We start from the raw sequence: 26,204 nt of genomic DNA, 5'->3' as shown, positions 1-26,204 counted from the left end.
TCAACTGCCGCCGGTCAGTTCGGCCAACATGCGTTCCGCAGCGGCGGTCGGGCTGGTCTGGCCCGTGCCGACTTCGGTTCCAAGCTGATCCATCAACGCGCGTGCGTGCGGGGTGTCGAGACGTGCCAGCAAGGCATGCCGGACCTCCTGATCGAACCAGAACCGCGCCTGTGTGGCACGGTTGGTGCCCCAATGGCCGTTGTCGCGGCGCCATGCCGTCAGCGCCTGCATCTCTTCCCATGCCTGCGCAAGCCCGTGTTCTTCAACCGCTGAAACGGTCATCGCTTTGGGAAACCCTTCGGGATCCTGCGGGCGTTTGCGCAGCAGCCGCAGCGCGCCGGAATAGTCCGCGCAGGTGCGGGTGGCCGTGGCTTTGAGATCCCCATCCGCCTTGTTGATCAGAATAATGTCGGCCATTTCCATGATGCCACGTTTGACGCCCTGCAATTCATCGCCGCCGGCCGGGGCGAGCAACAGCAAGAAGAGATCGGACATCTCGGAGACAACAGTTTCGGATTGCCCCACCCCGACGGTTTCAATCAACACGACATCAAACCCGGCGGCTTCGCAAAGGGCAATAGCCTCGCGGGTGCGGCGGGCGACACCGCCCAGATGGGTCTGGCTGGGGGATGGGCGGATAAAAGCGTTTGGGTCGCGGCTAAGACGTTCCATTCGGGTTTTGTCGCCCAGAATCGAACCACCCGACCGGGCTGAACTTGGATCCACTGCCAGAACGGCCACGCGCAGCCCCTGCTCTGTCAGCATCATGCCAAAGCTTTCGATGAAGGTGGATTTGCCCACACCGGGTGTTCCGGAAAGCCCAATCCGCAGGGCCTGACGCCCAGCGCCTGCCAGTTGCGCCAGCAATTCGGCCGCCTGCGCCCTGTGATCCGCGCGGCTGCTTTCGACCAGAGTAATCGCCCGGGCCAGCGCCCGACGTTCCCCATTCAAAATCCTGTCGCCAAGGCTGTTCGTCTGCATTCTGACCCCGATCATTGCGGCAGGAGTAGTTGCCGGTTTCCGGGGCGGTTTGTCCAGCCCGCAGAAGCCACGAATGTTCCCGATGCGGCGCATGCGTCATTTTGCACAGTTCGATTCAAAGCAAATCAAAGCAGGCAGGGGCACGGGGTCACACGCCTTCGCGGGAACTGGACGGCACCTTTGGGATGGCAGATAAGGATCGGATGACAATGCGACTGCCAATTGATGACGCCATTCCCCAGCTGCTGGATGCCCTACGCAAGCACGGTCGTGCCGTGCTGCAAGCCCCGCCAGGGGCAGGCAAAACCACGCGGGTTCCTCTGGCTATGCTCGAGGCGGGATTGTGCAACGGTAAGATCGTGATGCTGGAGCCTCGTCGGCTGGCGGCTCGGTCGGCCGCGGAACGTATGGCCGAAACTCTGTGCGAACGCGTGGGCCAGACGGTCGGTTACCGTGTGCGCGGGGATACCAAAACCTCTCGGACGACCCGGATCGAAGTGGTGACCGAAGGTATTCTGACCCGAATGCTGCAATCCGACCCTGACCTGCCCGGCGTCAGCGCAGTGATCTTCGACGAATTTCATGAGCGCTCGCTGAATGCTGATCTTGGGCTGGCACTGTGTCTGGAGGTGACGGGCGCGCTGCGGGATGACATGATCCTGATGGCGATGTCAGCGACGCTGGATGCGGAACCTGTGGGTCAGTTGATGGAGGCGCCGCTGGTTACCTCGGCCGGACGCAGCTATCCGGTGGAAACGCGGTGGCTCGACCGACCGCTGGCTGCGCGTGTCCGGCGGCTGGATGCTATGGTTGATCTGGTTGTGCAGGCGGAACGCGACACACGGGCCGAGGGTGGCGGGATGCTGGTGTTTCTACCCGGCGAGGGTGAGATCCGACGCGCCGAAGCAGCACTGTCCGGCCGCCTTTCTGAGGATTGCAGAATATGCCCGTTATTTGGGGCGATGCCTTTTGCCGCCCAGCGCGCCGCAATTGCTCCGGTGCAACGGGGGCGCAAAGTTGTGCTGGCGACGTCAATCGCGGAAACCTCGCTGACTATTCCGGATATCCGGGTCGTGGTTGATATGGGCCAGGCGCGGCGGGCGCGGTTTGATCCGGGTTCGGGCATGTCACGGCTGGTGACGGAGCGCGTCACACGGGCCGAGGCAACCCAGCGCGCGGGCCGCGCGGGGCGTGTTGCCGAGGGGCTGTGTTACCGCTTGTGGTCCAAGGGAGAGGATGGCGCTTTGGCCGCCTTCCCGCCCGCCGAGATTGAGGCCGCAGATTTGACCAGCTTGGCGCTGGAACTGGCATTATGGGGCGCGGACGCGACTGATCTGGCGTTTCTGACGCCGCCGCCCGAAGGAACACTGGCCGAAGCGCGGGCCTTGCTGTCCATGTTGGGCGCATTGGACGGAAACGGTCGGATCACGGGTCACGGACGCGCCTTGGCTGCGTTGCCTTTGCATCCCCGCCTGGGGCACATGCTGGTGGTTGCAGGCGCGCAGGCAGCCCCTTTGGCGGCGTTGATGGCCGAGCGGGACCCGCTGAGAGGAGCACCGGCAGATATGACGCTGCGGCTAGACGCCGTACGGGATATGCAAGCGTTTCAACGCAACCGGGTCTGGCAGGTGAATACAGGTGTTATCGACCAGATCAAGGGCGAGATCAAACGCCTGAACGCGCAGGCCGCGAAAGGGCCCGAAGACAAGGGCATCGCTGCCATGGCGGCACTCGCCTATCCCGACCGGATTGGGCAGCGGCGCAAAGGGGATGAGCCGCGATATGTGTTGTCCGGCGGCAAGGGTGCCATCCTCGACACTAGCGATACGCTGGCGGCGGCCCCCTATCTTGTGGTCACCGACACCGATGGAAACCCCCGAGAAGCGCGTGCCCGGATGGCAGTGCGGATTGCGGAACGCGATATCCGGGATTTGTTTGCAGATCAGATTGCTTGGGTCGACCGCTGCGAGTGGTCGAAACGGGACCGGCGCGTCATTGCGCGGCGTCAGGAACGGTTCGGGGCCATTACGCTGGGGGATCGTGTCTGGAAAGACGTTCCGCCGGACACCGTTGCCCGTGCGATGCTGGACGGCGTGCGGGATCTGGGGCTGCGTCTGGATGGGCCGGCGGCGCGGTTGGCTACCCGGGTGGAGCTGGTACGGGCCGATGACGTGGATCTGCCTGATTTCTCGACCGATGGGCTGATGACCAGTTTGGAAGACTGGTTGCTGCCGATGCTCGGTGGGGTGCGCAACGCCGATGAGTGGAAGCGGTTCAATCTGCTACCTGCTTTGCGGGCGCGACTGGACTGGGCGCAAACACAAGAGGTTGATCGGCGAGCGCCGGGATCATTTGAAACGCCACTGGGGCGAAAGGTTCCGATTGACTATGGCGGCGCTGCACCGGAAATCTCGGTCCGGCTGCAGGAATTGTTCGGGGTCACGCGACATCCGGTTGTTGGTGGCGCCCCGCTCAAGATCACCCTGCTGTCCCCGGCACAAAGACCCATACAGATCACCCGTGACCTGCCCGGGTTCTGGGTCGGGTCCTACGCGGATGTGCGCAAAGATATGCGGGCGCAATATCCCAAACATCCATGGCCCGAAGACCCGACACAGGCAGATCCAACCCTGAGAGCCAAGCGTAGATAGGGTGGACTGAGTCCGAATTGTCACAAGGCCCCCACAAAAACACCAGAAAACCAATCGAAAACAGGCAAGTTCCGGCGGTAACGTTGAATTTTTGACCTGCTCTTGCTATGTCTCTTCGGCTTCACATACTTCGAATAACATGACGCGCGACACATGAGTTCATGGCTACGAAACATCTGGGAAGAGGTCGGACGACCTCTGTTCCTGCGCCCTCGGCGGGTGCAGTTTGCGGCGTTGTGCACGCGTAAGCAGGGTGCAAGCGAAGATGTGCTGCTGATCACCAGCCGGGATACCGGGCGCTGGATCATACCCAAAGGATGGCCGATTGACGGGCTGGACGGCGCAGAAACGGCCGCGCAGGAAGCGTGGGAAGAGGCCGGAGTGCGGGCTGAAGCCGTCGAAAAGGAGCCGGTGGGTCACTATACCTACGACAAGATCTTGAACAACGGGTCGGCCCAGCCGGTTTTGACCAATGTTTATCGTATCAGGGTCAGTGAATTGTCAGATGACTATCCCGAGGTGGATCAGCGCAAACGCTGCTGGGTTTCCCCCTCGGTCGCCGCCAAGCGCGTGCGCGAGCCGGAACTGCAATCCCTGCTGCTGCAAATGTAACCCATCGTTGATTTTCTTGATGGCAGGCAGGTTGCCCCATCTGTGGTAAACTTATAGCTGCCTGCGTTTACCCAAATGCCGTGATTGAACAGATGCCGAATTCGAACGCAAAACCACGCTGGCAGACGCTGGACACGGACCTGCACAGGATCTCGCGGGTCGAGGTCGCAAACTCTCATGTGGCCCGGCCCCTGCTTGCGCCCGGAATTGCACTGGCGTTCATGGCTGTCGCCGGGCTGGTCGCGGCGGTGCTGTTTGGTCTGGCCGATGGCGGCTTCATTATTATAGCTGCGGCGGCTTTCGGAGCCTACATGGCGATCAATATCGGCGCCAATGACGTGGCCAACAACATGGGCCCTGCGGTGGGTGCCAACGCGCTGACCATGGGCGGTGCCATTGCGATCGCTGCTGTCGCCGAAAGCGCAGGTGCGTTGCTGGCAGGGGGTGACGTCGTATCCACCATCTCAGGCGGCATAATCGACCCGATGTCGGTTGAAAACAGCCACGTGCTGATCTGGGCCATGATGGCGGCGCTGATTTCTTCAGCCATGTGGGTCAATCTGGCGACCTGGATCGGGGCGCCAGTTTCGACCACACATTCGGTCGTTGGCGGCGTGATGGGCGCGGGGATCGCCGCAATGGGACTGGGCGCGGTCAATTGGACCACCATAAGCGCGATTGCCGCCAGTTGGGTGATCTCGCCCGTTCTGGGCGGTGTAATTGCAGCCGGGTTTCTGGCGCTGATCAGGGCGAAAATTCAGTCTCGGGACGACAAGATCGCCGCCGCCCGGCGTTGGGTTCCGATCCTTGTGGCGCTGATGGCCGCAGCTTTTGTGACCTATCTGGCCGTGAAGGGCCTGCAGCGTGTTGTGACCGTCAAGCTTGAAATTGCCTTACTGATCGGGGTGGCCACGGGGCTTCTGGTCTGGACAGTCACCGTCCCTTGGGTGCGGCGAAAATCTGAAGGGATGGAGAACAGGACACGCTCGCTAAAAACACTGTTTGGTCTGCCACTGGTGATATCGGCCACGTTTCTGAGCTTTGCTCATGGCGCAAATGACGTGGCCAATGCCGTGGGCCCTCTGGCAGCCATTGTGCACGCGGCCGAGTTCGGTGACGTCACTGCGCAGGTTCCTATTCCCACATGGGTGATGATCATCGGAGCCTTCGGAATTTCGTTTGGTCTGTTCCTGTTCGGGCCCAAGCTGATCCGGATGGTTGGCCGCCAAATCACCAAGCTGAACCCGATACGCGCGTTTTGCGTCGCCCTGTCGGCAGCGATCACCGTGATTTTGGCCAGTTGGCTTGGGTTGCCGGTTAGCTCTACCCATATCGCGGTGGGTGCCGTTTTTGGCGTTGGGTTCTATCGAGAATGGCAATCGAACCGGCGTAATCAGCCCGGGCTGCGTTTGGCGCGCGAAGAGTATCAGCGGCGAAAACTGGTGCGACGGTCGCATTTCATGACCATTATTGCCGCCTGGATCGTGACCGTTCCGGCCGCTGCGTCGATGTCGGCGATTATCTACCTGATCCTGACGGCGTTCGCGTAGAGATCGCGCATCGCCTAGACGGGTGTTGCAATCAGGGCCTGATCTGATCCGGAAACATCGGAGTTTCAGGCGCTTGGCGGATCAATTCCGCCACACGAGAGCATATCGGCGTCGGCAGGCCCGTTTGCTGGCCAAGATGCGTGATTTCACCTTGAAGACTGTCGATCTCCGTCGGGCGACCCTCCATCACATCATAAGCCATCGAGGTGCGCGCGCTGGGATCGATGGTCAGCATGCGCGCGGCAACGCGGCTGAACAGCGGAGTCGGCAGGCGCAGGATATGAGGGGTCATCCACGCGGGCAGCGGCGTGGTTGAGGCAACCGGATGGCCCGCCGCCTTCAAAACGGTCAGAGCCTCAGACATTTGATCAGCCATCAAACGACGCCAATTGCGATCCATCAGTTGGTTCACCAGCGTCAGGCCGGACAACGCGTTCAGGGCATTGTTGAGATTGATCACCAGTTTGCCCCATTGCACAGCTTCTATCTGATCACTGGCGGTGACCGGCAGGTCTGGGCTGCTGAGTTGCCCGGCCAGATCACCGGGTCCAGCCTGAATCACGATCTCGCCCGATGTGGCCCGGTGGTAAGTGCCCGGGTCCGTTGGGACCACGTTGAACGGCACCATACCGGCCCGAACGTCGTGATCGGGCAGGATCGAACGCAGGGTCCGGGCGTTCTCCATCCCGTTTTGCCACGACAGGACCGTTGCATGTGCAGGCGCGTGCAATTTGATCAACTCGGCCATCTCAGCAGTCGCGCCCGATTTCACGGTCACAATCACCAGATCGGCAAATCTAAGGCAGGCAGCATCCTCCGAAAGGATCATCGAGCTGGCAGGAACCGTGCGACGCAGTCCTGAATAGTCAGTGATGGTCAGACCCTGCTGCCGGATCGGCCCCAACACACGGGCACGCCCTAGGAGGGTCACCTCGTGCCCGGCAGCGGCCAGCAATGCCCCGCAATAGCACCCGATACTACCCGCACCCGCGATGACAAGCTTCATGGAAGTTTTCCTTGCTGTTGAGGGCTGGGTTGTTGCCATAGACATGGGTCTTCAAACAACTCCGTTAATGCCTTGCAAACAGGCGACAATAGCCCGCGACGCGGGCTATTGCGATTAAGACTCAAGCTCGTCCCATCTGAACGCATCCTGATCGGCCTTTACGCGCCCCAGAGAGGGCAGCATGAAATGGCTTCCCAATACGATGCAATTTGCCTCAGACGCGGTCTCCAACAGGTGCCTGCGAGAGGATTTTGCCAGATCCATGTCGGCGTCATAGATGAAGTGCCAATCAGGATGCCAGCATTGAGCCGTTGAATGCAGTGCATCGCCGGTCACTATGGCTTCCTGGCCTTTGCTTTTGATCTGAACGGAAACGTGGCCAGGTGTGTGGCCCGGCGTGGGTATCAACGATACTTCGTCGCCCAGCTTGTGACCGGGCTGGACGATGTCGGCCTGCGCCGCTTCGACAACGGGCAATACGCTTTCCAAATAGAGATCGCCGTTGCCCTGTCGCTGCATCTCTTCATCAGCGGCGGGTAGGATGTAGCGTGCATTTGGGAATGTCGGGACCCATCGACCGTCTTCAAGTTTGGTATTCCAACCTACATGGTCGGCGTGAAGATGCGTACAGAGCACGTAGTCGATATCCTCAAACGTCACGCCCGCCGCAGTGAGCGCAGCCACGAACCGCGTACCGGATCTTTTGTGCCAATCCGCATATTTCGGGATGGTTTTGTCATTTCCCACACAGCTATCAACAAGGATGTTGTGATCCGGTGTCTTCAACAGAAAACCTTGGACGGGCAAAATAAGCCGTCCCGATTGGGGGCACACGCCGCCTGGAACGCGCTTTTCAATTGTCGCCGCAACGTCGGGCCCTGCGTTGGGGTACAGTTCCTCCGGCAGCAAAAACGGGCCGTTGATTTCCAGGATTCTCCAGACCTCGACATCACCAATCTTACACAGCACAGCATTTCGTCCTTGTGACCAGAAAACAACCGAACCAAAGCTATCAGCCCCGACGTATCTTGCAACGGGGATTTCCGGTCGAGTGTTCGCTTAACAGTCGAAACCTTCGATCCCGTATCCGAGATCGTCTTTGGAATTGACGGTTCGGCGTTTAGCGCGCCCGTCTTGGCTTTGTGCGTTCAAGCTCTGGCGAGATCGGGATGAATTCCTGATCGTCGCCGGGCGGCAGGTGGAACGCTCCGTTGGCCCAGTCAGCGGTTTTCCACTCTCGGGTGGCGGTTTCGATCTTTTCTTTTGAGGATGAGACGAAGTTCCACCAGATGTAGCGATCTTCGTTCAGTGTCGCGCCGCCCAAGAGCATCAGGCGCGCACCCGTGGGCCCCGCCTTGACCGAGAGTTTGTCGCCCGGCCGGAACACCATCATGCGACCGGCGTCAAACACATCGCCCGCAATATCGACCGAGCCTTCGGTCACATAGACCCCGCGATCCTCGTGATCATCTGGCAAAGGAAACGATGCAGCCGGGTCCAGTTGCACGTCGAGATAGAACGTGTCGGACAGCATGGTCACCGGGCTGTTCTCACCATAGGCCGAGCCCAAAATCAGCCTTGCGCTGACGCCCGTGTCCCGAATATGGGGCAGCGCGCCCTGCTTGTGGTGTTCGAAATCGGGGGCCATATCCTCATGCGCTTCGGGCAGGGCAATCCACGTCTGGATGCCAAACAGGCTGTGCCTTTTGCCACGCGTTTCGTCACTTGTACGTTCAGAATGGGTGACACCGCGCCCGGCGACCATCCAGTTGACCTCACCCGGGTAGATCATCTGATGGGTGCCAAGGCTATCGCGATGTTCGAACTCGCCCTGATATAGGTAGGTAACAGTGCCCAGCCCGATATGGGGGTGCGGGCGGACATCGATGCCGCCTTCGGTGATGAATTCGGCGGGCCCCATTTGGTCGAAAAAGATAAACGGACCAACCAGTTGGCGGTTGACCGAAGGCAATGCGCGGCGCACTTCGAAGCCGCCCAGATCGCGGGCACGTGGAATGATCAGGGTGTCGAGTGCCGAATTCTCGGACGTACAATCCGGGTTGTGGGTCGGGTTCCAACTCATGCCTGCTCTCCCTCAGGTGTCGACGGGCCGAAACGGCGCATCGTTCGATCATGCATGAGATATTGCCGATCAACGGCAAGTAAAGCGCAATTTTGCACAATCAAAATGCGATGCGGGCCGCGCTAGCGAGGCCAGAGCTGCGGAAAAAACGAGCCGGCAATCCGATCGCCTTCGCGATAGCCTGCGGCTTCGAATTGTGCACGCTCATCTTTGGCCCAATCACCGCGATAGCGGATCATGCCATCGGGTGCCGTCATGCGCAGGGTGAACCGGCGCACGGTTTCGGATGGGGTGGTTGAAGACAACCCTCCATGCAGGGTGCGCATGTCGAAAAAGATGCAGTCGCCAAGGTCCATATCCCATTGCAGCAGGTCATAGGCCGTTGGGTCAGCGTTGATATCGGGGGGCGGATGATAGGTTTGGCCCGCGACTTCGGTCGGTTCATAGCTGGGATGCCCATCGGCAAAGCGCACCCGCATGAACAGCTTTTCCCACAGATGTGATCCTTTCACAAAGGCAATGCCGTTGTCCTTGCTCACCGGTTCCAGCGGCAGCCAAAGGACACACATCGTGCCTTCAAAATCGAAATAGGACAGATCCTGATGGAAGGGCGGGCGCGATGTTGAACCGGCTTCGCGCAGGAACCAGTTATCCATCACAAGATTGACCGAAGGGGCGGTTAGCAACTGCGCAGCAAGTGGCGCGCATGGGGACTTCCGGACAAACTCTTCAAATTGCGGGATCTTGTTCCAGGCCCAGTAATCTTCGAAATAGGCCGGAGCATTAGGGTCTTTGGTGTGGCGCGTGAAATTGTCAGTCGGTGTTGCAAGATCAGCGTCGATACCTTCGCGCAGCAGGGACAACCAGTCGGAGGTAAACCTGGAGCGCAGCACGACCGCACCATCGCGCCGGAACGCAGCGATGTCTTCGTCTGAGATTGAGGCTGGAGAAGTCATACGGCACCCTTTCCGGTGTGTTCACTTGGGTGGTGGTGAGGATTGCATCGCACAGGCAGACCGTCAAAGAAATTCAAGCCACCCGCCCTGCCCCGCGATCATCGGGGCAAAGGCTAGATAGCCCACAACCGGTTCAGGCTCGGAAAAGGTAACCATCGCACTATTATTTGTTTCTGGATGTACCTGCTCCTATCTTAAGGGTCAGGGTCGTCACGCATTACAGGAGATTTCTATGTCTGGTGCTCCAATTACTCGTCGTTCTTTGATCGCCGCCGGAGGGGCTGTGTTGACATCGGGTTTGCTGCTTCCCGCGCATGCGTCGGGTCTGGCCCCGACGCCATCGATGCGGGGTGGGTCCAACAACTATCGCCCCGGCGCACCCATCGTGGACCGGATCGGCGGTGGCGGATTCTGGATGACAGGAACCGTCCGGCGCGCCGGAGATGGCGCACCATTGTCAGGACAGCGCATTCAGATTTGGGCACATACGACCGAAGGGTATGAGCGCGACCCGCAGAGCCATGGCGCAACCCTAACCGACGCAAACGGAGAATTCCGGCTTGAGATGCCGCAGATCGTGCCGGCCTTTGGTCAACCGCACGGGCATCTGGCCTATGACAGCGCAGAGTACGAAACTGTGTTCTTGCGCCCGGTTATGTCGAGTTCCAAAGACAAAACACTGAGTGCGCATTTCGTGCTGCAACCGGCCTGACCGCAGCGGACGAATTTCGGTGAGCCGGACGCGTACGACTCTGATTTGGGGGGCTTTTGCAATTGTCGCCGTGGTGCCAATTGCCGCCGCAGCATACAGCCCGTTTCTGGCATGGCGGTCACCGGTGTACATAGCGGCCGGGTTTGCCGGGATCATCGGTATGGTTCTGTTGCTGATGCAGCCTTTGCTGGCGGGCGGATACCTGCCAGGACTGTCGGCATACCACAGCCACTACATTCACCGATGGGTCGGAGCAGCTTTGGTTACCGCGATCATTTGCCATGTGGCCGGTCTGTGGGTCACCAGCCCGCCGGATATGGTCGACGCGCTTTTGTTTGTCTCACCCACCCCGTTTTCGGCGTGGGGTGTTGTCGCCATGTGGGCGTTGTTCGCAGCAGCACTTTTAGCGCTTTTACGTCGTCGGTTGCATTTGCGATTTCGGACGTGGCGGCTGGGTCATACGACATTGACCAGCGTCACCGTTCTGGGCAGCGTGGTGCATGCGATGCTGATTGAAGGAACCATGGAGATTATGACCAAGACAGCCCTGTGCGTATTGGTCTTGTCGGCGAGCATTAAGACGCTCGCCGACCTGCGCGTCTGGGTGATCAGAACACGCCGGTTCGATTAAACACCCAAGCACCAGCGCATCACAGCCTTCTGGGCGTGCAGGCGGTTTTCGGCCTCGTCGAAAATGACCGAGTTGGGGCCGTCCATAATTTCGGAGGTCGCCTCTTCCTCGCGGTGGGCCGGCAGGCAATGCATGAACAGCGCATCAGGTTTGGCGTGGCTCATCAGTTCCGCATTGACCTGATAGGGGCGCAGCATGTTGTGGCGACGTTCTTTGGCGGATTGGGAATCATGCATTGAAACCCAGGTGTCGGCGACCACCAGATCCGCGCCTTCGACCGCCTTGTGCGGATCGCGTTCAACAACAATCTTTGAGCCCTTCTGACGGGCAAGACCGATGAATTCTTCCTCGGGATCAAGCTGCGACGGTCCGGTAAAGGTCAAATCAAACCCAAACTGACCTGCGGCGTGCAGGAACGAGGCACAGACATTGTTGCCGTCGCCGGTCCAGACGACTTTTTTACCCGCAATCGGTCCCCGATGTTCCTCAAACGTCAGCACGTCGGCCATGATCTGGCAGGGATGCGTGCGGTCAGTCAGGCCGTTGATCACGGGCACATCAGAGTATTCCGACATCTCGGTCAGGATGGTTTCATCAAAGGTCCGGATCATGATCATATCGACATAGCGCGACAACACACGCGCCGTATCAGCGATGGTTTCGCCATGGCCCAGCTGCATATCCTTACCCGACAGCACCATGGTTTGACCGCCCATCTGGCGCACACCCACATCAAACGAGACGCGGGTCCGGGTCGACGGCTTCTCAAAGATCAGAGCCACCATGCGACCGTCCAGAGGTTGTTCGTCATCAGGTGCGGCTTTGGGGCGACCAAGGCGGGCCCGTTTCATCGCACCAGCCTGATCAATCATAGTCCGCAATTCTGCAGCGTCTGTTTTGTGAATATCGAGAAAGTGGTTCATATTCTGTCACTTTTGTCTATCGACGGCCGGGGGCGCAGCCCCCGGGCCCCCGGAGTACTTCAGAAAAGGTGAAGATCAGGCGATTTCGAGAGTGGCCTCGACCTGAGTCGCGGCTTTGTCGAGGCGGATCACAGCTTGCGCGATGTCATCTTCGGTTAGTGTCAGCGGCGGCAGCAAGCGGATCACGTTGTCGGCCGCAGGGACGACGATGACCTGATTGTCATAGCCGGCGTTGACCACATCCAGGTTGGGTGCCTTGCATTTGAGACCCAGCATAAGGCCCGCACCGCGGACCTCTTCGAACACCTCGGGGTGATCCGCAATCAGGCCTTCGAGTTTTTGGCGGAACAAGCCCGCTTTGCGGTTCACACCTTCGAGGAAAGCAGGTGTCGCGACCTGATCCAGCACGGCGCTGCCCACGGCACAACCCAATGGATTGCCGCCATAGGTCGAGCCGTGAGTGCCTGCGGTCATTCCGCTGGCGGCGTCTTCGGTAGCCAGCACTGCACCGAGCGGGAACCCTCCGCCGATGCCTTTGGCAACCATCATGATATCTGGTGTGATGCCGGCCCATTCATGAGCAAACAGCTTGCCTGTCCGACCAACACCGCATTGCACCTCGTCGAGGATCAGCAACAGTCCGTTATCATCACAAATCTGGCGCAGGGCTTTGAGTTCGGCGTCAGGGACGGGGCGAATGCCGCCTTCGCCTTGGATGGGTTCGATCAGGATTGCGGCGGTTTGGTCGGTGATGGCGTTGGTGACGCCATCAAGGTCACCAAAGGCCAGATGGACAAAACCTGGCAACAGAGGGCCGAACCCCTTGGTCATCTTCTCGGACCCGGCGGCGGCGATACCGGCTGAGGAGCGGCCGTGAAACGAGCCGTCAAAGGTGATGATCTCGACCCGCTCGGGCTGGTCCTTGTCATAGAAATACTTGCGGGCCATTTTCACAGCCAGTTCGCAGGTTTCCGTACCCGAGTTGGTAAAGAATACAGTGTCGGCAAAGGTGTGTTCCACCAACTTATCGGCCAGCGCCTGTTGCTGCGGGATGTTGTACAGGTTCGACACATGCCATAGCGCATGCGCCTGTTCCGTCAGCGCCGCGACCAACGCCGGATGCGCATGACCCAGCGCGTTCACCGCGATGCCGGCGCCGAGGTCCAGAAAACGTCGGCCGTCTGCTTCGGTCAGCCAGGCGCCTTCGCCCTTCACAAATGTCAGGGGCGCGCGGTTGTAGGTCGGCAGAACGGACGGGATCATCGGATCATCCTTTTCAGGTAGGTTTGACCTCGTGACTGATACACTGAGGCCGGGTTCGTCAACTGATTTGGTGGAGTTTGCGCCAATTGGGCGGCGCAAATGGATCAAACGGGCCGGTTACGCGGCAAAGCGTCGGCGTCGGAGGCGCAGGATATATGCGAGTTTGATCATGCAGGCCGTATAGCGGGGTGCGCACAATCTGGAAACCCCGAATTTTGATTAATGCAAATAAACGGCTGAGGCGTCGCGGCGCATGTTTTTCGGCTTGCCATTTGCAACGCACTGCCGCACCGCTTGCGCATGTTTGTTCCAAAAAGCCATAATCCGCCCCTTGCCGCATTGCTCATCTTTGTTGCCAGTGCGTTTCTGGCCAGCACCACGCTCTTGGCCAAAGCATTGGGAACGGACACATTAGGCCCGCCATTGCATCCGATGCAAATCAGCCATGGCCGTTTCATGTTTGCGTTTTTGGTGATCCTCTGCGCGGTTGCGGTACTGCGCCCAACGCTACGGCGCCCACATTGGGGGCTGCATATCGGGCGGACAAGTTTTGGCTGGCTGGGCATTACGCTGATTTTTGCCTCGGTAGCGTTCATTCCGATGGCGGATGCCACAGCGATCTCTTTTCTGAACCCGGTTTTTGCGATGCTACTGGCTATCCCGCTGCTGAAAGAGGGGGTTGGCCCTTGGCGATGGCTGGCCGCAGCCGTGGCCCTAGCCGGTGCGCTTATCTTGCTGAGACCGACACCAGACAGCTTTCAGCCCGCGGCGCTGCTGGCGCTGACGGCTGCGGTGGTGATTGGGATGGAGCTGATTTTTATCAAAAAGCTGTCGGGCCGGGAAATCCCGATCCAGATCCTGCTGGTCAATAACGCGATGGGGTTGGCTATTGCCACCGTCGCAGTGAATTTCGTATTTCAGATGCCAACGCCCGCTCAATGGGCAGCGCTGGCGGGTATCGGGGTGCTGATGGCCTGCGCGCAGGCCTGTTTCGTCAACGGCATGGCGCGAGCAGATGCGTCCTTTGTCGCACCGATCAGCTATGCAACGCTGATCTTTGCGGCGCTTTATGATTTTGTTATTTTCAGCGTAATCCCGGATATCATTAGCTTCGTGGGGTCAGCGATTATTCTGGCCGGCGGCCTGATCCTCGTTTGGCGTGAGGCCCGCATAAGATAGCGGACGGTTGGCCAGGTCCGAAAGCGTCTAGGCCTTGAGCCGGTAGCCAGTGCGCAGCATCTGCCACGTGACAGCGCATACAAAAATGGTGGCACCGCTGCAGACTGCAAATCCCAGCAAAGGTGCGCTGTCAGAAACACCGATCATTCCATAGCGCAATCCGTCGATCAGATAGAAAACCGGGTTTGCGTGGCTGATCCGGTTCAACAGCGGCGGCAGGGCCTCGACCGAGTAAAACGTGCCGGAGAGGAAGGCCAAGGGGGTGACGATGAAATTGGTGATCGCTGCCATCTGGTCAAACTTGTTGGCAAAGATTCCTGCAAATAGCCCAAGCGCGCCCATGAATGCACCGCCCAAAATGACAAAGATCAGCGCGATCAAGGGGTGTTGCGGCACCACTCCAAGAACCAACGCCAAAGCGATGGCCACGACGCAGGCGATCAGCACGCCGCGCGCAACACCACCCGCCAGATAGCCCAACAGGATTTCGAGTGGCGACAGAGGTGGCATCAGCGTGTCAACGATGTTGCCCTGAACCTTAGCAATCACCATGGACGACGACGTGTTAGCGAAGGCGTTCTGGATCACGGTCATCATCATGATGCCCGGGGCCAGAAAGATCAGGAATGGCACACCCATCACATCGGGTCGGCTGGGCCCGATGGCAATATTGAAAATCAACAGGAACAAACCGGCCGTCACCAAAGGCGCCATCAGGGTCTGAGTCCAGACCGACAGAAAACGCAGTGTTTCGCGCTGAGCCAGCGTATAGAGACCCATCCAGTTGACCGCGCCGAACCGACGCTCTGACTGATCGGTAAGAATCTGCATCTTCTGCCCCCAAACTGATTCGAAGACTGCTTGTAACTCGGGCCGCAGTGTTTAGAATAGGGGGCTGAGACGAATTCCGAAGGCGGCCCGAATCCGGGGCCGCTTTCCCGCTTTTGAAAGGCAACCGATGTCCTGGACTGACGAGCGCGTAGAACTGCTGAAGAAAATGTGGGGCGAGGGCCAGTCGGCCAGCCAGATCGCCAAGGAACTGGGCGGTGTGACCCGCAATGCGGTGATCGGCAAAGTGCACCGTCTGGGCCTGTCGAACCGGGCCACCGGCGCAAGCCCGGCCAAGGCCGAGCCGAAAGAGAAACCGGCGCCCGCACCCAAAGCCGAGGCGAAACCAAAGCCTGCGCCCAAGACCGAACCGGCGCGGCCTGCCCCGGCGCCCGAAGCGAAACCGGCCATTCCCGCCCGCCGCCAGATCATTCCGGCCGGTCAACCCCTGCCGCCACAGCCCTCGGCCAACGAAATCAGCCCCGAAGCCTTAGCCAAGGTTAATGAGATCGAGAAAAAGGCCAAGAAGCTGACGCTGATGGAACTGACCGAGAAAACCTGCAAGTGGCCTGTCGGTGACCCGGCGACCGAGGATTTCTGGTTCTGCGGCCTGCCCGTTGAGGCCGGCAAGCCCTACTGCGAGGCGCATGTGGGCGTTGCCTTCCAACCGATGAGCTCTCGCCGCGACCGGCGGCGCTAAGGCCGATGCGCCAGGATCCGACAGCGATGGAGGATACCTGGCTGGCCCGGGCAAAACGATTGCTAGCGCTGGCCGAGACCGGCCAGCACTTCACCAAAGACCCTTTTGATCGCGAACGCTATGACGAGATTGCCCAGATGGCGCGTGCCATGCTGGCAGATTTAGGCCGTGTGCCCCTATCGCGGATCGACGGGCTGATTTCCGAACACGCGGGTGGCTATGCCACGCCCAGCATCGATATTCGCGGCGCGTTGATCAGGGATGGGCGTATCTTGCTGGTGCGCGAGCGGAGCGACGGGAAGTGGGCAATGCCGGGCGGATTCGCAGATATCGGCAGCTCTCCAGCAGAAAACATTGAACGCGAAGTTTGGGAAGAGGCCGGGCTGCGTGTCCGAGCGCGACACCTATACGCGCTGCGGCATAAGGCGCGGCATCCCTATCCGGCAGATGCGCGGGATTTTTTTAAGCTATTCTTTCTATGTGACGAAGTGGGCGCAGATGTCCCGCAAACCGGGACGGAAACAAGCGAAGTTGCGTTTTTTGCACCCGACGCGTTGCCGGACTTATCACTAACGCGAAACTTGGCACGTGATATTGAAGCTGCGCTCGAAGCGCAGCGATCAGTACCAGTTGAAACCTGCTTTGATTGATCGCATCCTGAAACCCAAAGTGCTGTTCTGCGCCTATGCAGCTTTGATCGTCGCGGCCTATATGCAGCCGCTGGATCGATCGTTGTTCACCCCTAATCTGGTTGGGAATACCCCTCCACCTTTTTTCGTTGGATTGTATCTTGCAACTTGGGTCGCACCGAGCCTGCCCGCGCTTATTGCCCTCCTGACCCAAGTTGGGTTGCGTCAGATTCCGTCGGTTTTCGCAAAGTTATTCACTTTTCTATTGGTTGCCGCTGGCCTCTGTTTGACGCTTGCTGCTGGAGTCTTTTCACTGTTTTCGGACACGCAGATATTGCATGGCCTAACCCTGACCATTGCCGTCGCCTCCAGCATACTTATTTGGTCAGGGGACGATGGAAAGCCCCGGCCTTCACGTGTGGCGAAACTCGGGATATCGGTGTCGACAATCGCCGCGCTCTGGAGCCTTATGACCGTTCCGATGATCCTAGGCCAGGCACGTTTTATTGCCGATGGATCGACATACTGCATTGCCCATCATTCGCGGAATTCCCCGGTCGAAACACTGCACGAACTGCGTGGATTCTCATTTTATACTGAGAAGACCGGTTGCAAATCCACGTCGGAATGGTTCTTTCACGGTCTGATGATTGTCGATCACCTCGAAGGTCAGAAGATCTACAACTGGTCTCCCAGAAGATGGCGGTTCGATCTAGTAGCTCGCCCGAACTTACTATTCGAACCTGTCAGTAACGTCTGCGTTCCAAATTGATTTCTACTGCGCCGGGTGCGACGGCAGATCCGGCATTGGGACCCAACGGGGCAATTCATCGGGTGAGACCGAAACATGCAGCTTTTCTGAACGGTCCCGACCCATTTTTCGGTGTTTGCGCAGCAGGAAAATCTTGCCCCAGCCCCGCCAAGTTCCAACGGAAGGTGCGGCTGCCGAGGTTGGAAAGCGGTCGCGCCAGCCTTCGGGCAGCGGAAGGCCATGCCGTTCCGCCTTGTCCAGCATCCAGATCAGCGAAATGTTGCTGAGCGGGCGGGCGTTTTCGAACCCGTTCAATTGCCCACCGACATCGCCATGGGTCCCACGAAACCAGACCTGTTCGACATGGCCCTGGAAATCCGGCGTACAAGTCCAAAGCACTGGCTCGTAAACCTCGCGGGTCTCATCCAGCGCCATGGCGTGATACCCGTGACGCGTCGCAGGGCCCAGTTGGTGGTTGTGAAAGGCATGGCGTCCCTCGGCCCAACGCCACAGCAGCGGCAGGCGAAGGCCAAGCGCTTTGACCGTATCCCAGACACCAACCATCTCGATCGCCACATCCTCATGGCAGAACCGACGACGGAATTCGACAGCCGCCGCGCTGCCCGTGTTGCATTCATAGTGCCGGTAAGCCTGCTTGATGTTGCGTTCTGTCGCGTGGTCAGCCTTGAGCAAACCAATCATGTCGATGACGCCAGCCAAACTACGAACACCATAAGCCCCACGAGAATAGCCGAAGAAGTAAATCCGGTCGCCGGGTTTGTAGCGGGAGGCCAGATAGCCATAGGCGCGGCGGATCTGTCGGTTGATTCCCCGCCCCATCATTACATCGAGCGAGGATTTCCAGCTTTCCCACTGCACCCCGGACTCGTAGAAAACCGAAACCTTGCTGCCCATCTCACAACTCAGCCGCAGGGTTTGACCGGCATGTGTTTCAAAGCCGGGTTCGAGCGTCGACATCGTGCCATCTAGGATGATCACATGGCTGACCGGTTCGCGATGCCGGGTCTCGGGTGAATGCTCGGACCGCAGGGGCCGCCCAAGCCATCCCAGAACCTTTCTACTTAGCCGAGACAGAACCATTATTCAGCAATTCCCATACTTTGTGTGGTGTAAAAGGCATGTCCGCCTGTCGCACCCCAAAATCCCAGAGCGCATCCTGAACCGCATTTGCCACCGCAGCCAACGCACCGACGGTCCCGGCCTCACCACAGCCTTTCATTCCCATCGGATTCGAGGTCGACGGAACCGGTGCCGAGGTAAACTTAATCATGGGTACGTCGGCAGCGCGGGGCAAGGCGTAATCCATGAACGAAGCCGTGAGCAGTTGTCCATCTGCATCATGCACAACCCGTTCCTGCAAGGCCTGACCGATGCCCTGAACCACCCCGCCATGGACCTGCCCTTCGGCCAGCATTGGATTGATAAGATTGCCAAAATCATCCACGACGATATATCGATCCACTGCCACCTCACCGGTGTAAGAATCAATCACGACTTCGGCAACATGTGCCCCGTTCGGATAGCTGCGCGCATCCAGGTTCGCGCGCGCCTCGTGCTGCAGCAGGTCGGTACGGCCATCGGCGCGCGCCATATCGGCGGCTTCGGTCAAGGTGGGCGTCAGGTTTGATCCAGACGCGCGAAAGGTCTCATGGTCGAAGGTCATATCATTTTCCTCGACCCCCATCTTATCCGCAAGGTAGGGCATGAATGCGGCAATCATTTTGTCGATTGTCACTAGCGTCGCAGTACTTTGAACCGTCACCGAACGGGATCCACCCGTACCGCCGCCATGTGTCAGCCGATCACTGTCACCCTGCACGATGGTGATCCGATCGACGGGTATGCCGGTCTGGTCGGACAGGAACTGGGCATAGACCGTTTCATGGCCCTGCCCGTTCGATTGTGTCCCGACACACAGGTTCACCGTTCCATCCTCACAAAACTCCACTTTGGCGTTTTCAGAAGGATCTCCCAAAATACTTTCGATATAGTAACACAGGCCCTGCCCGCGGATCAGGCCACGCTCGGCGTCTTCGGCTTTGCGAGCCTGGAATCCTTGTGTCTGATCCCCAGCAAGGCCAAGAACCATGTCAAAGTCACCCACATCGTAGGTTTCGTCTGTCGCCGTTTTGTAAGGGAAGGCGTCGGGTCTGATGAAATTCTTACGCCGCAACTTCCATGGATCGACATCCAGTTCGCGCGCCGCCCGGTCAATCACGCGTTCCAGGACATAGATCGCCTCGGGCCGACCCGCGCCCCGATAGGCATCGACCTGTGTGGTGTTGGTGTAAATCCCTTCAACGCGCAAATAGGTGGTCTGGACGTCGTAAACACCCATCAGAACCTTGCTGAACAGGTTGGTCTGGATCGCCTGCCCAAAATGGCTATTATATGCGCCCAAGTTGCATTTGCTGTGAACCCGGTAGGCCGTGATCTTGTGGTCTTCGTCAAACGCCAGCTCGGCTAGCGAGGTCAGATCGCGACCATGATGGTCGGACAGCATCGCCTCGGACCGATCCGACATCCAGTGAACGGGTTGGCCGAGTTCCATCGCTGCAACGGCGACCGAGAAGTATTCGGGATACGGCATCACCTTCATGCCAAACCCGCCGCCAACATCAGGGGTCGTGACCCGGATGTCTTCGAGATCAATCCCCAACTTCTGGGACAGTTGCGCCCGCATCGCCCAGACACCTTGCCCGCCGTAGGCAAAGTGCAATCGCCCATCTGCCCAATTGGCCTGACAGCCACGCGGTTCGATCGAGTTGATGATCACCCGGTTGTCCAACACGTTCAGCGCCACGGTATGGGCAGCCGATTGAAATGCTGCCTCGGTCGCAGCCTCATCACCCATGCCCCAGTCAAAGGCGCGATTATCGGGAGCCTCGCGATGCAAAGGTTCCCCGCCTGCTGCCAGATCGAGTTTGGCGGGCAGGTCTTGTGTGTCCATCCAGATCTGTTCCACCGCATCCTGCGCCTGAACTTGCGTTTCAGCGATCACCACGGCCACAGGTTCGCCCACGAACCGAACACGTTTGTCGGCCAGCATATGGCGTTGGGGGGCCGCCGCTTTTGTTCCGTCGCGGTTGTCGACAATAGCGGCATTCAAAACCGTATCGATGCCGGCCTCAACCAGATCCTCCAGCGTCATGACCAGCCGCACACCGTCTGCAGCACGTGCAGCATCGAGATCCAGAGAGGTGATTTCGCCATGAGCCACTGTGCTGCGAAAAAAGGCCGCGAACAGAGCATCTTCCGGCACATCGTCATCCATATAGTGGCCTTGCCCGGTCAGAAACCGTTGATCTTCGGTCCGTTTTACAGGTTGGCTTTTACCGAATTTCTCCACGGGGCACCCCTTCTGCACGATCTTTGGGCGAGCCTAGCCCGCGCGATTGGGATGTCCAGACGCAGGCCGGGAAATTCGTTTCCCTAGGCATCCAGTTGGGCTAGCCTGAGCCCTATGACCTGGACACATGATACCGTTTTCCCGTTCACCGCCCCCCTGACCACGGGGATTGAGACCACCCATGACGTTTACGTTGGCGGCGAAGGTCCCCCCATCATGATCCTGCAGGAATTGCCGGGGATCGGCACCGAGACGCTTGAACTTGCGCAGCGACTGAATGCGTCCGGTTTTCGGGTGTATCTGCCACATCTGTTTGGCACCTTTGGCAAAACAGAAACCGCAAAGAACTTTGCCCGCCTGTTTTGCGTCCGGCGTGAGATCAATATGTTTCTGAAAGGTCGCGAAAGCCCGATATCAGGATGGATGCGGGCGCTGACCCGCGACATCCGAGATCACGAAGGCAGCAAGGGTGTGGGCGTTATCGGCATGTGTCTGACGGGCAGTTTCGCCCTGACCCTGATGGCCGAGGATGCGGTGCTGGGTGGCGTGGCCAGCCAGCCTGCATTGCCGCTACTAGGCGGTGACAAGCTGCATATGAGCAAACATGACATCGGTGAAGCCTCGTCAGGCATGACCGCGAAAGGTCCCGCCCTGGCCATGCGATATGCCGAAGACAAGATGTCGCCTCAGCGGTTGATGCATGCGTTGGAAAACGCGTTTGGTGGGCTGGTGCAAACGGTCGAATTCCCCGGAAAGGGTCATTCCCTGTTGACGCTGCATTTCCACGAACCGGCCTATCAGAAGGTCGACACGTATTTCAAAGCGCGCTTTGGGATGACCTGAGCGCATAGTCGCCCTTCCCCTTCCCGCAACCATTCGCTATTGCAGGCGCTGACCCGAATTTGTTGACGCAGGACGCATCCTATGGCGATGGAAAAGACATTCAACGCGGCTGACGCCGAGGCCCGTATCTATAAGGCCTGGGAACAGGCCGGAGCCTTCAAGGCAGGCGCGAACCGCTCACGCGACGAAAGCTTTACCATCATGATCCCGCCGCCCAATGTGACGGGCGCATTGCATGTGGGGCACGCGTTCAACAACACGCTTCAGGATGTTCTCATCCGCTGGCACCGGATGCGCGGGTTCGACACGCTGTGGCAGCCCGGTCAGGACCATGCGGGCATCGCCACGCAGATGCAGGTGGAAAAGATGCTGGCGGCGCAAGGCAACGAAGGTCGGCGGGAACTTGGGCGCGAGAAATTCCTTGAGAAAGTCTGGGAATGGAAGGGCGAATACGGCGGCACGATCATCGAACAGCTCAAGCGTCTTGGCGCCAGCTGCGACTGGTCGCGCAACGCCTTTACCATGGCGGGCGCGCCGGGTGACCCGCGCACAGGCCACGAGAACTCGGCGAACTTCCATGACGCGGTGATCAAGGTTTTCGTCGAGATGTACGAAAAAGGCCTGATCTATCGTGGCAAACGGCTGGTCAATTGGGACCCGCATTTCGAGACCGCGATCTCGGACCTTGAGGTCGAGAATATCGAAGTCGCCGGGCATATGTGGCACTTCAAGTACCCCTTGGCCGGTGGTGAGACATATGAGTATTTGGAAAAAGATGAAGATGGGAATGTGATTTTCCGTGAAGAGCGGGATTATATCTCTATCGCCACCACGCGGCCAGAGACCATGCTGGGTGACGGTGCGGTTGCGGTTCATCCGTCAGATGAGCGATATGCGCCAATCATCGGGAAACTGTGTGAAATTCCGGTTGGCCCGAAAGAGCATCGCCGACAGATTCCGATCATCACGGATGACTATCCCGACCCCGATTTTGGTTCGGGCGCGGTGAAGATCACCGGCGCGCATGACTTCAACGACAACATGGTCGCCAAGCGCGGCGGTATTCCGATGTACCGCCTGATGGACACGCGCGGCGCGATGCGGGCTGATGGCGCGCCTTACGCCGAAGAGGCCGGCAAGGCGCAGGAATATGCCCGTGGTAAGGACTTCACCGAAAACGAAATCGACGCGATCAACCTGATCCCCGATCACCTGCGCGGCCTCGACCGGTTTGAGGCGCGTGCCAAGGTTGTCGAAGAGATCACCGCTGACGGTCTGGCCGTTATGACCCGCGCCGACAACCCGGTCCTGGGCATCAAGCTGGGCGAAGATGACAACCCTGCGGCTCTGGTCCCGCTGGTTGAGAGCAAGCCGATTATGCAGCCCTTTGGCGACCGCTCGAAAGTGGTGATCGAACCGATGTTCACCGACCAGTGGTTCGTGGATGCCGAAGAGGTCGTTGGCCCTGCTCTGGACGCGGTCAAGGACGGTACGGTCAAGATCATCCCCGAGTCGGGCGAGAAGACCTATTACCACTGGCTGGAAAATATCGAGCCCTGGTGCATTTCGCGTCAGCTGTGGTGGGGGCATCAGATACCTGTTTGGTATCTTCTGGGAACTGGTGAAAACGCTGACCCGAAACCATTCTGCGCTGCAAGTTTTGATGAATTAAGTGCGCGTTTGAAGCAGGAGTTTGGTTGTGACGAAGTGGTTGAGATCACAATCAACCCAGAGCAATTTGAACGTAGCGATTATGTCGCGCCAATGGACGTTCATCACGGAAACTGGGCGACAATCAACGAGGATTTTACTCCGAACGGAGTAAAGAAACTCCTAGTTTACCGCGACCCCGACGTCCTCGACACATGGTTCTCCTCCGGCCTCTGGCCGATCGGCACGCTGGGCTGGCCCGAGCAGACCGAGGAATTGGAACGCTATTTCCCCACGGACGTTCTGATCACCGGCTTCGACATCCTGTTCTTCTGGGTCGCCCGGATGATGATGATGCAGCTGGCCGTGGTCGATCAGATCCCGTTCCACACCGTCTACCTGCACCAGCTCGTCCGCGACGAGAAGGGCAAGAAGATGTCCAAGACCACCGGCAACGTCATCGACCCGCTGGAAATTGTGGACGAATTCGGCGCCGACGCGCTGCGCTTTACCAACGCTTCGATGGCGGCGATTGGCGGCGTGCTGAAACTGTCCCGCGAGCGCATCACCGGCTATCGTAATTTCGGCACCAAGCTGTGGAACGCCGTCCGCTTTGCCGAGATGAACGAAGTCTTCACTGACGCGGTGCCACAACTGGACGTGACCGACTTGAAACCCAAGGCCGCCGTCAACCGCTGGATCATCGGCGAAACCGCCCGCGTGCGGGCTGAGGTCGACGCCGCGCTGGAAAGCTATCGCTTCAATGACGCGGCCAACGGGCTTTACGCCTTTGTCTGGGGCAAGGTCTGCGACTGGTATGTGGAGCTGTCGAAACCGCTGCTGCAAGGCGATGATGCCGAGGCACAGGCCGAGACCCGCGCCACCATGCGCTGGGTTCTGGATCAGTGCATGGTCCTGCTGCACCCAATCATGCCCTTTATCACCGAGGAACTCTGGGGCCTGACCGGCGACCGTGCCAAGATGGTCGTTCACGCCGACTGGCCGACCTACACGGCCGCCGACCTGATCGACACCGACGCAGATCGTGAAATGAACTGGGTGATCTCAGTGATCGAAAACACCCGCTCGGCCCGCGCGCAGATGCGGGTTCCCGCTGGCCTCTATGTGCCGATGCTGGTGACCGAGATCGACGGCAATGGCCAAGCCGCTTGGGACCGCAACGAAGCGCTGATCAAACGACTTGCGCGGATCGATAGTCTGACAAAAGCAGATGAATTGCCCAAAGGCACCATTTCGATCGCCGCCCCCGGTGCAAGCTTCGGCCTCCCGCTGGCAGATATCATCGATATCAGTGCCGAAAAAGAACGGCTGGAAAAAGCCAAGGGCAAACTGGCCAAAGAACTCGGCGGGCTGCGCGGTCGCCTGAACAACCCGAAGTTCGTGGCCTCCGCCCCGGAAGAAGTTGTGGCGGAAGCCAAAGCCAACCTTGCCGCGCGCGAGGAAGAAGAGGCAAAGCTGAACGAAGCGCTGGCCCATCTGGCTGAAATCGCCTGATCTTCATCTTTTTCCAAATACTCAAATCCCAAACCCCGCCGCTTTTGCTGGCGGGGTTTTCTGTTCCCCTGACGCTTTTGACCTTGTTTCTGACAGCTTGCGATTGTTAGCAAGTGCGGGTGGCAGTTTCGAGGACGTGATGGCGCAGACTTTTCCTCCGATGCAAACCGTCTCAACCGGGCTGGTAGTGGCGGTTGTAGGCTTTTTCAGTTCCTTCCCCATTGTCCTGCAGGGGTTGGGCGCGATGGGTGCGTCACCGTCCGAAGCCGCCTCGGGCCTGATGAGTGCGGCCATTGCCATGGGTCTGGCAGCCGTCGTTCTAAGCCTTTGGTACAGGCTGCCGATCAGCGTGGCGTGGTCGACACCCGGTGTTGCCCTGTTGGCCGTCTCAGCGGCGCCAGCCGAGGGGTTCTCGGGCGCCATCGGAGCCTTCCTGTGTGCCGGTGCGCTGACAGTCATGGCCGGGCTGTGGAAGCCGTTGGGGCGGCTGGCCGCGGCAATCCCCACGACGCTGGCGCAGGCGATGCTGGCCGGGGTGCTGATGCCTCTTTGCATTCTACCTTTCAAAGCAGCGGTTGAGATACCCTGGCAGGCGCTGCCTGTGATCCTGACATGGTTCATTGCCGGACGGTTCAATCGACTATTTGCGGTTCCCGCTGCGGTCATCGCGGCAGCAATAGTTGTTATTCTCAACGCAGGGGGCGCAACGATCATGCCCGAGCGTCTGGTGGCGGCCCCGATCTGGACACCGCCGACATTCACACTGTCCTCGGCCATCGGGATCGGCGTGCCGCTGTTTATCGTTACGATGGCAACTCAGAACATCCCCGGCATCGCCGTCATGCGCAGCTTTGGCTACGCGCCGGTCACAGGCAGGCTGTTTTCAGCCGTCGGCGGAGCCAGCCTGTTATCGGCTCCGTTCGGCGCACCCGCCACCTGCCTTGCCGCGATCACCGCTGCGATGTGCTCCAATGAAGACAGCCACCCTGACCCTGCCCTGCGCTATTGGTCCGCGATCATGGGCGGTGTGTTCTACTGCCTGTTCGGCGTCTTTGCCGTGGCGATCACAGGCTTTGCCGCCCATGCCGACCCGCTGTTGATGGGAACACTGGCAGGGGTTGCGCTGATCGGTGTGTTGGCCAATTCGATCTTTGCGGCGCTGGAAGTTCCAGCAGAGCGCGAAGCCGCGATGCTGACCTTTGCGATCACCGCCTCGGGGATCACGGTGTTTGGTCTGGGGGCAGCAGTCTGGGGTCTGCTGGCCGGTGGAATTGCCTATTTGGTATCGAACCGGGTGCGGTAGTCGATTTTAGCGTTGCCCTGAACAGCCCCCTCCAACCGGAAGAGCGCTAAAGTTCTTGAGATGCAGAT

At 59.1% G+C, this 26,204-nt stretch carries 22 protein-coding genes; 12 read left to right on the top strand and 10 right to left on the bottom strand.

Annotated elements, in window-relative coordinates:
* A complete protein-coding gene (meaB, locus tag ACR0BU_RS21055; protein ID WP_480738781.1) occupies nucleotides 1–981 on the bottom strand; it encodes a methylmalonyl Co-A mutase-associated GTPase MeaB in 981 nt (326 codons plus the stop codon).
* A gap of 203 nt (nucleotides 982–1,184) precedes the next feature.
* Between meaB and hrpB the strand changes: the two genes are divergently transcribed.
* From hrpB to ACR0BU_RS21040, 3 genes are all read left to right on the top strand, one after another.
* Nucleotides 1,185–3,632: an ATP-dependent helicase HrpB gene (hrpB, locus tag ACR0BU_RS21050; protein WP_480738780.1), complete on the top strand. Its 2,448-nt coding sequence runs from the start codon at nucleotides 1,185–1,187 to the stop codon at nucleotides 3,630–3,632.
* Between the two features lie 153 nt (nucleotides 3,633–3,785).
* The gene (locus ACR0BU_RS21045; RefSeq protein WP_298936976.1) at nucleotides 3,786–4,244 is read left to right on the top strand and encodes an NUDIX hydrolase; all 459 of its coding nucleotides are present in this window, start codon (nucleotides 3,786–3,788) and stop codon (nucleotides 4,242–4,244) included.
* 92 nt (nucleotides 4,245–4,336) lie between these two features.
* On the top strand, nucleotides 4,337–5,794 hold the full coding sequence (locus ACR0BU_RS21040; RefSeq protein ID WP_480738778.1) for an inorganic phosphate transporter: 1,458 nt from the start codon (nucleotides 4,337–4,339) through the stop codon (nucleotides 5,792–5,794).
* A 31-nt stretch (nucleotides 5,795–5,825) separates the two neighbouring features.
* Here the strand turns inward: ACR0BU_RS21040 and ACR0BU_RS21035 are convergent, their stop codons facing one another.
* The 4 genes from ACR0BU_RS21035 to ACR0BU_RS21020 form a co-directional block, all read right to left on the bottom strand.
* Nucleotides 5,826–6,800 carry a 2-dehydropantoate 2-reductase gene (locus ACR0BU_RS21035; RefSeq protein ID WP_480738776.1) on the bottom strand — a complete coding sequence of 325 codons (975 nt, stop codon included), beginning with the start codon at nucleotides 6,798–6,800 and terminating at the stop codon, nucleotides 5,826–5,828.
* 114 nt (nucleotides 6,801–6,914) lie between these two features.
* A complete protein-coding gene (locus ACR0BU_RS21030; RefSeq protein WP_480738775.1) occupies nucleotides 6,915–7,769 on the bottom strand; it encodes an MBL fold metallo-hydrolase in 855 nt (284 codons plus the stop codon).
* A 151-nt stretch (nucleotides 7,770–7,920) separates the two neighbouring features.
* Nucleotides 7,921–8,883 (bottom strand): pirin family protein, encoded by a 963-nt coding sequence (locus ACR0BU_RS21025; protein WP_299082707.1) that lies wholly within the window; start codon nucleotides 8,881–8,883, stop codon nucleotides 7,921–7,923.
* A gap of 122 nt (nucleotides 8,884–9,005) precedes the next feature.
* Nucleotides 9,006–9,839: a phytanoyl-CoA dioxygenase family protein gene (locus tag ACR0BU_RS21020; RefSeq protein ID WP_480738773.1), complete on the bottom strand. Its 834-nt coding sequence runs from the start codon at nucleotides 9,837–9,839 to the stop codon at nucleotides 9,006–9,008.
* A 232-nt stretch (nucleotides 9,840–10,071) separates the two neighbouring features.
* Between ACR0BU_RS21020 and ACR0BU_RS21015 the strand changes: the two genes are divergently transcribed.
* Complete coding sequence (locus ACR0BU_RS21015; protein WP_299082711.1) at nucleotides 10,072–10,551, top strand: peptidase associated/transthyretin-like domain-containing protein; 480 nt, start codon at nucleotides 10,072–10,074, stop codon at nucleotides 10,549–10,551.
* 19 nt (nucleotides 10,552–10,570) lie between these two features.
* The gene (locus ACR0BU_RS21010; RefSeq protein WP_480738772.1) at nucleotides 10,571–11,182 is read left to right on the top strand and encodes a ferric reductase-like transmembrane domain-containing protein; all 612 of its coding nucleotides are present in this window, start codon (nucleotides 10,571–10,573) and stop codon (nucleotides 11,180–11,182) included.
* Here the strand turns inward: ACR0BU_RS21010 and argF are convergent.
* Entirely contained in the window at nucleotides 11,179–12,105 is a 927-nt protein-coding gene (argF, locus tag ACR0BU_RS21005) for an ornithine carbamoyltransferase (protein ID WP_480738770.1), read from the bottom strand. The genes ACR0BU_RS21010 and argF overlap by 4 nt on opposite strands.
* A 75-nt stretch (nucleotides 12,106–12,180) precedes the next feature.
* Nucleotides 12,181–13,368, bottom strand: a complete 1,188-nt coding sequence (locus ACR0BU_RS21000; RefSeq protein ID WP_480738769.1) for an acetylornithine transaminase — start codon at nucleotides 13,366–13,368, stop codon at nucleotides 12,181–12,183.
* 300 nt (nucleotides 13,369–13,668) lie between these two features.
* Here ACR0BU_RS21000 and ACR0BU_RS20995 point away from each other — a divergent pair, with 300 nt between their 5' ends.
* Nucleotides 13,669–14,547 (top strand): DMT family transporter, encoded by an 879-nt coding sequence (locus ACR0BU_RS20995; RefSeq protein WP_480738768.1) that lies wholly within the window; start codon nucleotides 13,669–13,671, stop codon nucleotides 14,545–14,547.
* 27 nt (nucleotides 14,548–14,574) lie between these two features.
* Here ACR0BU_RS20995 and ACR0BU_RS20990 read toward each other — a convergent pair whose 3' ends face one another.
* The gene (locus ACR0BU_RS20990; RefSeq protein ID WP_300072163.1) at nucleotides 14,575–15,378 is read right to left on the bottom strand and encodes an ABC transporter permease; all 804 of its coding nucleotides are present in this window, start codon (nucleotides 15,376–15,378) and stop codon (nucleotides 14,575–14,577) included.
* Nucleotides 15,379–15,505: 127 nt separating this feature from the next.
* Between ACR0BU_RS20990 and ACR0BU_RS20985 the strand changes: the two genes are divergently transcribed.
* The 3 genes from ACR0BU_RS20985 to ACR0BU_RS20975 are packed head-to-tail and all read left to right on the top strand — an operon-like array spanning nucleotide 15,506 to nucleotide 17,476.
* Nucleotides 15,506–16,075 (top strand): GcrA family cell cycle regulator, encoded by a 570-nt coding sequence (locus ACR0BU_RS20985; RefSeq protein WP_010441710.1) that lies wholly within the window; start codon nucleotides 15,506–15,508, stop codon nucleotides 16,073–16,075.
* Between the two features lie 26 nt (nucleotides 16,076–16,101).
* Nucleotides 16,102–16,725: an NUDIX hydrolase gene (locus tag ACR0BU_RS20980; protein ID WP_480738766.1), complete on the top strand. Its 624-nt coding sequence runs from the start codon at nucleotides 16,102–16,104 to the stop codon at nucleotides 16,723–16,725.
* The gene (locus tag ACR0BU_RS20975) at nucleotides 16,718–17,476 is read left to right on the top strand and encodes a hypothetical protein (protein ID WP_480738765.1); all 759 of its coding nucleotides are present in this window, start codon (nucleotides 16,718–16,720) and stop codon (nucleotides 17,474–17,476) included. Before ACR0BU_RS20980 ends, ACR0BU_RS20975 begins: the two co-directional genes overlap by 8 nt.
* Before the next feature lie 3 nt (nucleotides 17,477–17,479).
* Here the strand turns inward: ACR0BU_RS20975 and ACR0BU_RS20970 are convergent, their stop codons facing one another.
* Nucleotides 17,480–18,556 carry a DUF2235 domain-containing protein gene (locus tag ACR0BU_RS20970; RefSeq protein ID WP_480738763.1) on the bottom strand — a complete coding sequence of 359 codons (1,077 nt, stop codon included), beginning with the start codon at nucleotides 18,554–18,556 and terminating at the stop codon, nucleotides 17,480–17,482.
* A complete protein-coding gene (locus tag ACR0BU_RS20965) occupies nucleotides 18,534–20,825 on the bottom strand; it encodes a xanthine dehydrogenase family protein molybdopterin-binding subunit (protein ID WP_480738762.1) in 2,292 nt (763 codons plus the stop codon). Before ACR0BU_RS20965 ends, ACR0BU_RS20970 begins: the two co-directional genes overlap by 23 nt.
* A gap of 114 nt (nucleotides 20,826–20,939) precedes the next feature.
* Here ACR0BU_RS20965 and ACR0BU_RS20960 point away from each other — a divergent pair, with 114 nt between their 5' ends.
* From ACR0BU_RS20960 to ACR0BU_RS20950, 3 genes are all read left to right on the top strand, one after another.
* Nucleotides 20,940–21,668, top strand: a complete 729-nt coding sequence (locus tag ACR0BU_RS20960) for a dienelactone hydrolase family protein (protein ID WP_480738760.1) — start codon at nucleotides 20,940–20,942, stop codon at nucleotides 21,666–21,668.
* An 81-nt stretch (nucleotides 21,669–21,749) separates the two neighbouring features.
* Nucleotides 21,750–24,833 carry a valine--tRNA ligase gene (locus ACR0BU_RS20955; RefSeq protein WP_480738759.1) on the top strand — a complete coding sequence of 1,028 codons (3,084 nt, stop codon included), beginning with the start codon at nucleotides 21,750–21,752 and terminating at the stop codon, nucleotides 24,831–24,833.
* Nucleotides 24,834–24,972: 139 nt separating this feature from the next.
* The gene (locus ACR0BU_RS20950; protein WP_480738758.1) at nucleotides 24,973–26,136 is read left to right on the top strand and encodes a benzoate/H(+) symporter BenE family transporter; all 1,164 of its coding nucleotides are present in this window, start codon (nucleotides 24,973–24,975) and stop codon (nucleotides 26,134–26,136) included.
* Nucleotides 26,137–26,204: the final 68 nt, after the last annotated feature.

The organism is Ruegeria sp. CK2 (assembly GCF_056536585.1).
The sequence above is the reverse complement of the archived record's forward strand: the minus strand, read 5'-3'. Positions and strand labels throughout refer to the sequence as shown.

What these genes read in the sequence shown, in the direction of transcription:
- ACR0BU_RS20950 (WP_480738758.1), top strand. Translation starts at nt 24,973, where the DNA reads ATGGCGCAGACTTTTCCTCCGATGCAAACCGTCTCAACCGGGCTGGTA.
- ACR0BU_RS20955 (WP_480738759.1), top strand. Translation starts at nt 21,750, where the DNA reads ATGGCGATGGAAAAGACATTCAACGCGGCTGACGCCGAGGCCCGTATC.
- ACR0BU_RS21025 (WP_299082707.1), bottom strand. Translation starts at nt 8,883, where the DNA reads ATGAGTTGGAACCCGACCCACAACCCGGATTGTACGTCCGAGAATTCG.
- ACR0BU_RS20980 (WP_480738766.1), top strand. Translation starts at nt 16,102, where the DNA reads ATGGAGGATACCTGGCTGGCCCGGGCAAAACGATTGCTAGCGCTGGCC.
- ACR0BU_RS20970 (WP_480738763.1), bottom strand. Translation starts at nt 18,556, where the DNA reads ATGGTTCTGTCTCGGCTAAGTAGAAAGGTTCTGGGATGGCTTGGGCGG.
- ACR0BU_RS20995 (WP_480738768.1), top strand. Translation starts at nt 13,669, where the DNA reads ATGTTTGTTCCAAAAAGCCATAATCCGCCCCTTGCCGCATTGCTCATC.
- ACR0BU_RS21040 (WP_480738778.1), top strand. Translation starts at nt 4,337, where the DNA reads ATGCCGAATTCGAACGCAAAACCACGCTGGCAGACGCTGGACACGGAC.
- ACR0BU_RS21035 (WP_480738776.1), bottom strand. Translation starts at nt 6,800, where the DNA reads ATGAAGCTTGTCATCGCGGGTGCGGGTAGTATCGGGTGCTATTGCGGG.
- ACR0BU_RS21000 (WP_480738769.1), bottom strand. Translation starts at nt 13,368, where the DNA reads ATGATCCCGTCCGTTCTGCCGACCTACAACCGCGCGCCCCTGACATTT.
- ACR0BU_RS20985 (WP_010441710.1), top strand. Translation starts at nt 15,506, where the DNA reads ATGTCCTGGACTGACGAGCGCGTAGAACTGCTGAAGAAAATGTGGGGC.
- ACR0BU_RS21045 (WP_298936976.1), top strand. Translation starts at nt 3,786, where the DNA reads ATGAGTTCATGGCTACGAAACATCTGGGAAGAGGTCGGACGACCTCTG.
- argF (WP_480738770.1), bottom strand. Translation starts at nt 12,105, where the DNA reads ATGAACCACTTTCTCGATATTCACAAAACAGACGCTGCAGAATTGCGG.
- hrpB (WP_480738780.1), top strand. Translation starts at nt 1,185, where the DNA reads ATGACAATGCGACTGCCAATTGATGACGCCATTCCCCAGCTGCTGGAT.
- meaB (WP_480738781.1), bottom strand. Translation starts at nt 981, where the DNA reads ATGCAGACGAACAGCCTTGGCGACAGGATTTTGAATGGGGAACGTCGG.
- ACR0BU_RS21015 (WP_299082711.1), top strand. Translation starts at nt 10,072, where the DNA reads ATGTCTGGTGCTCCAATTACTCGTCGTTCTTTGATCGCCGCCGGAGGG.
- ACR0BU_RS21020 (WP_480738773.1), bottom strand. Translation starts at nt 9,839, where the DNA reads ATGACTTCTCCAGCCTCAATCTCAGACGAAGACATCGCTGCGTTCCGG.
- ACR0BU_RS20960 (WP_480738760.1), top strand. Translation starts at nt 20,940, where the DNA reads ATGACCTGGACACATGATACCGTTTTCCCGTTCACCGCCCCCCTGACC.
- ACR0BU_RS20990 (WP_300072163.1), bottom strand. Translation starts at nt 15,378, where the DNA reads ATGCAGATTCTTACCGATCAGTCAGAGCGTCGGTTCGGCGCGGTCAAC.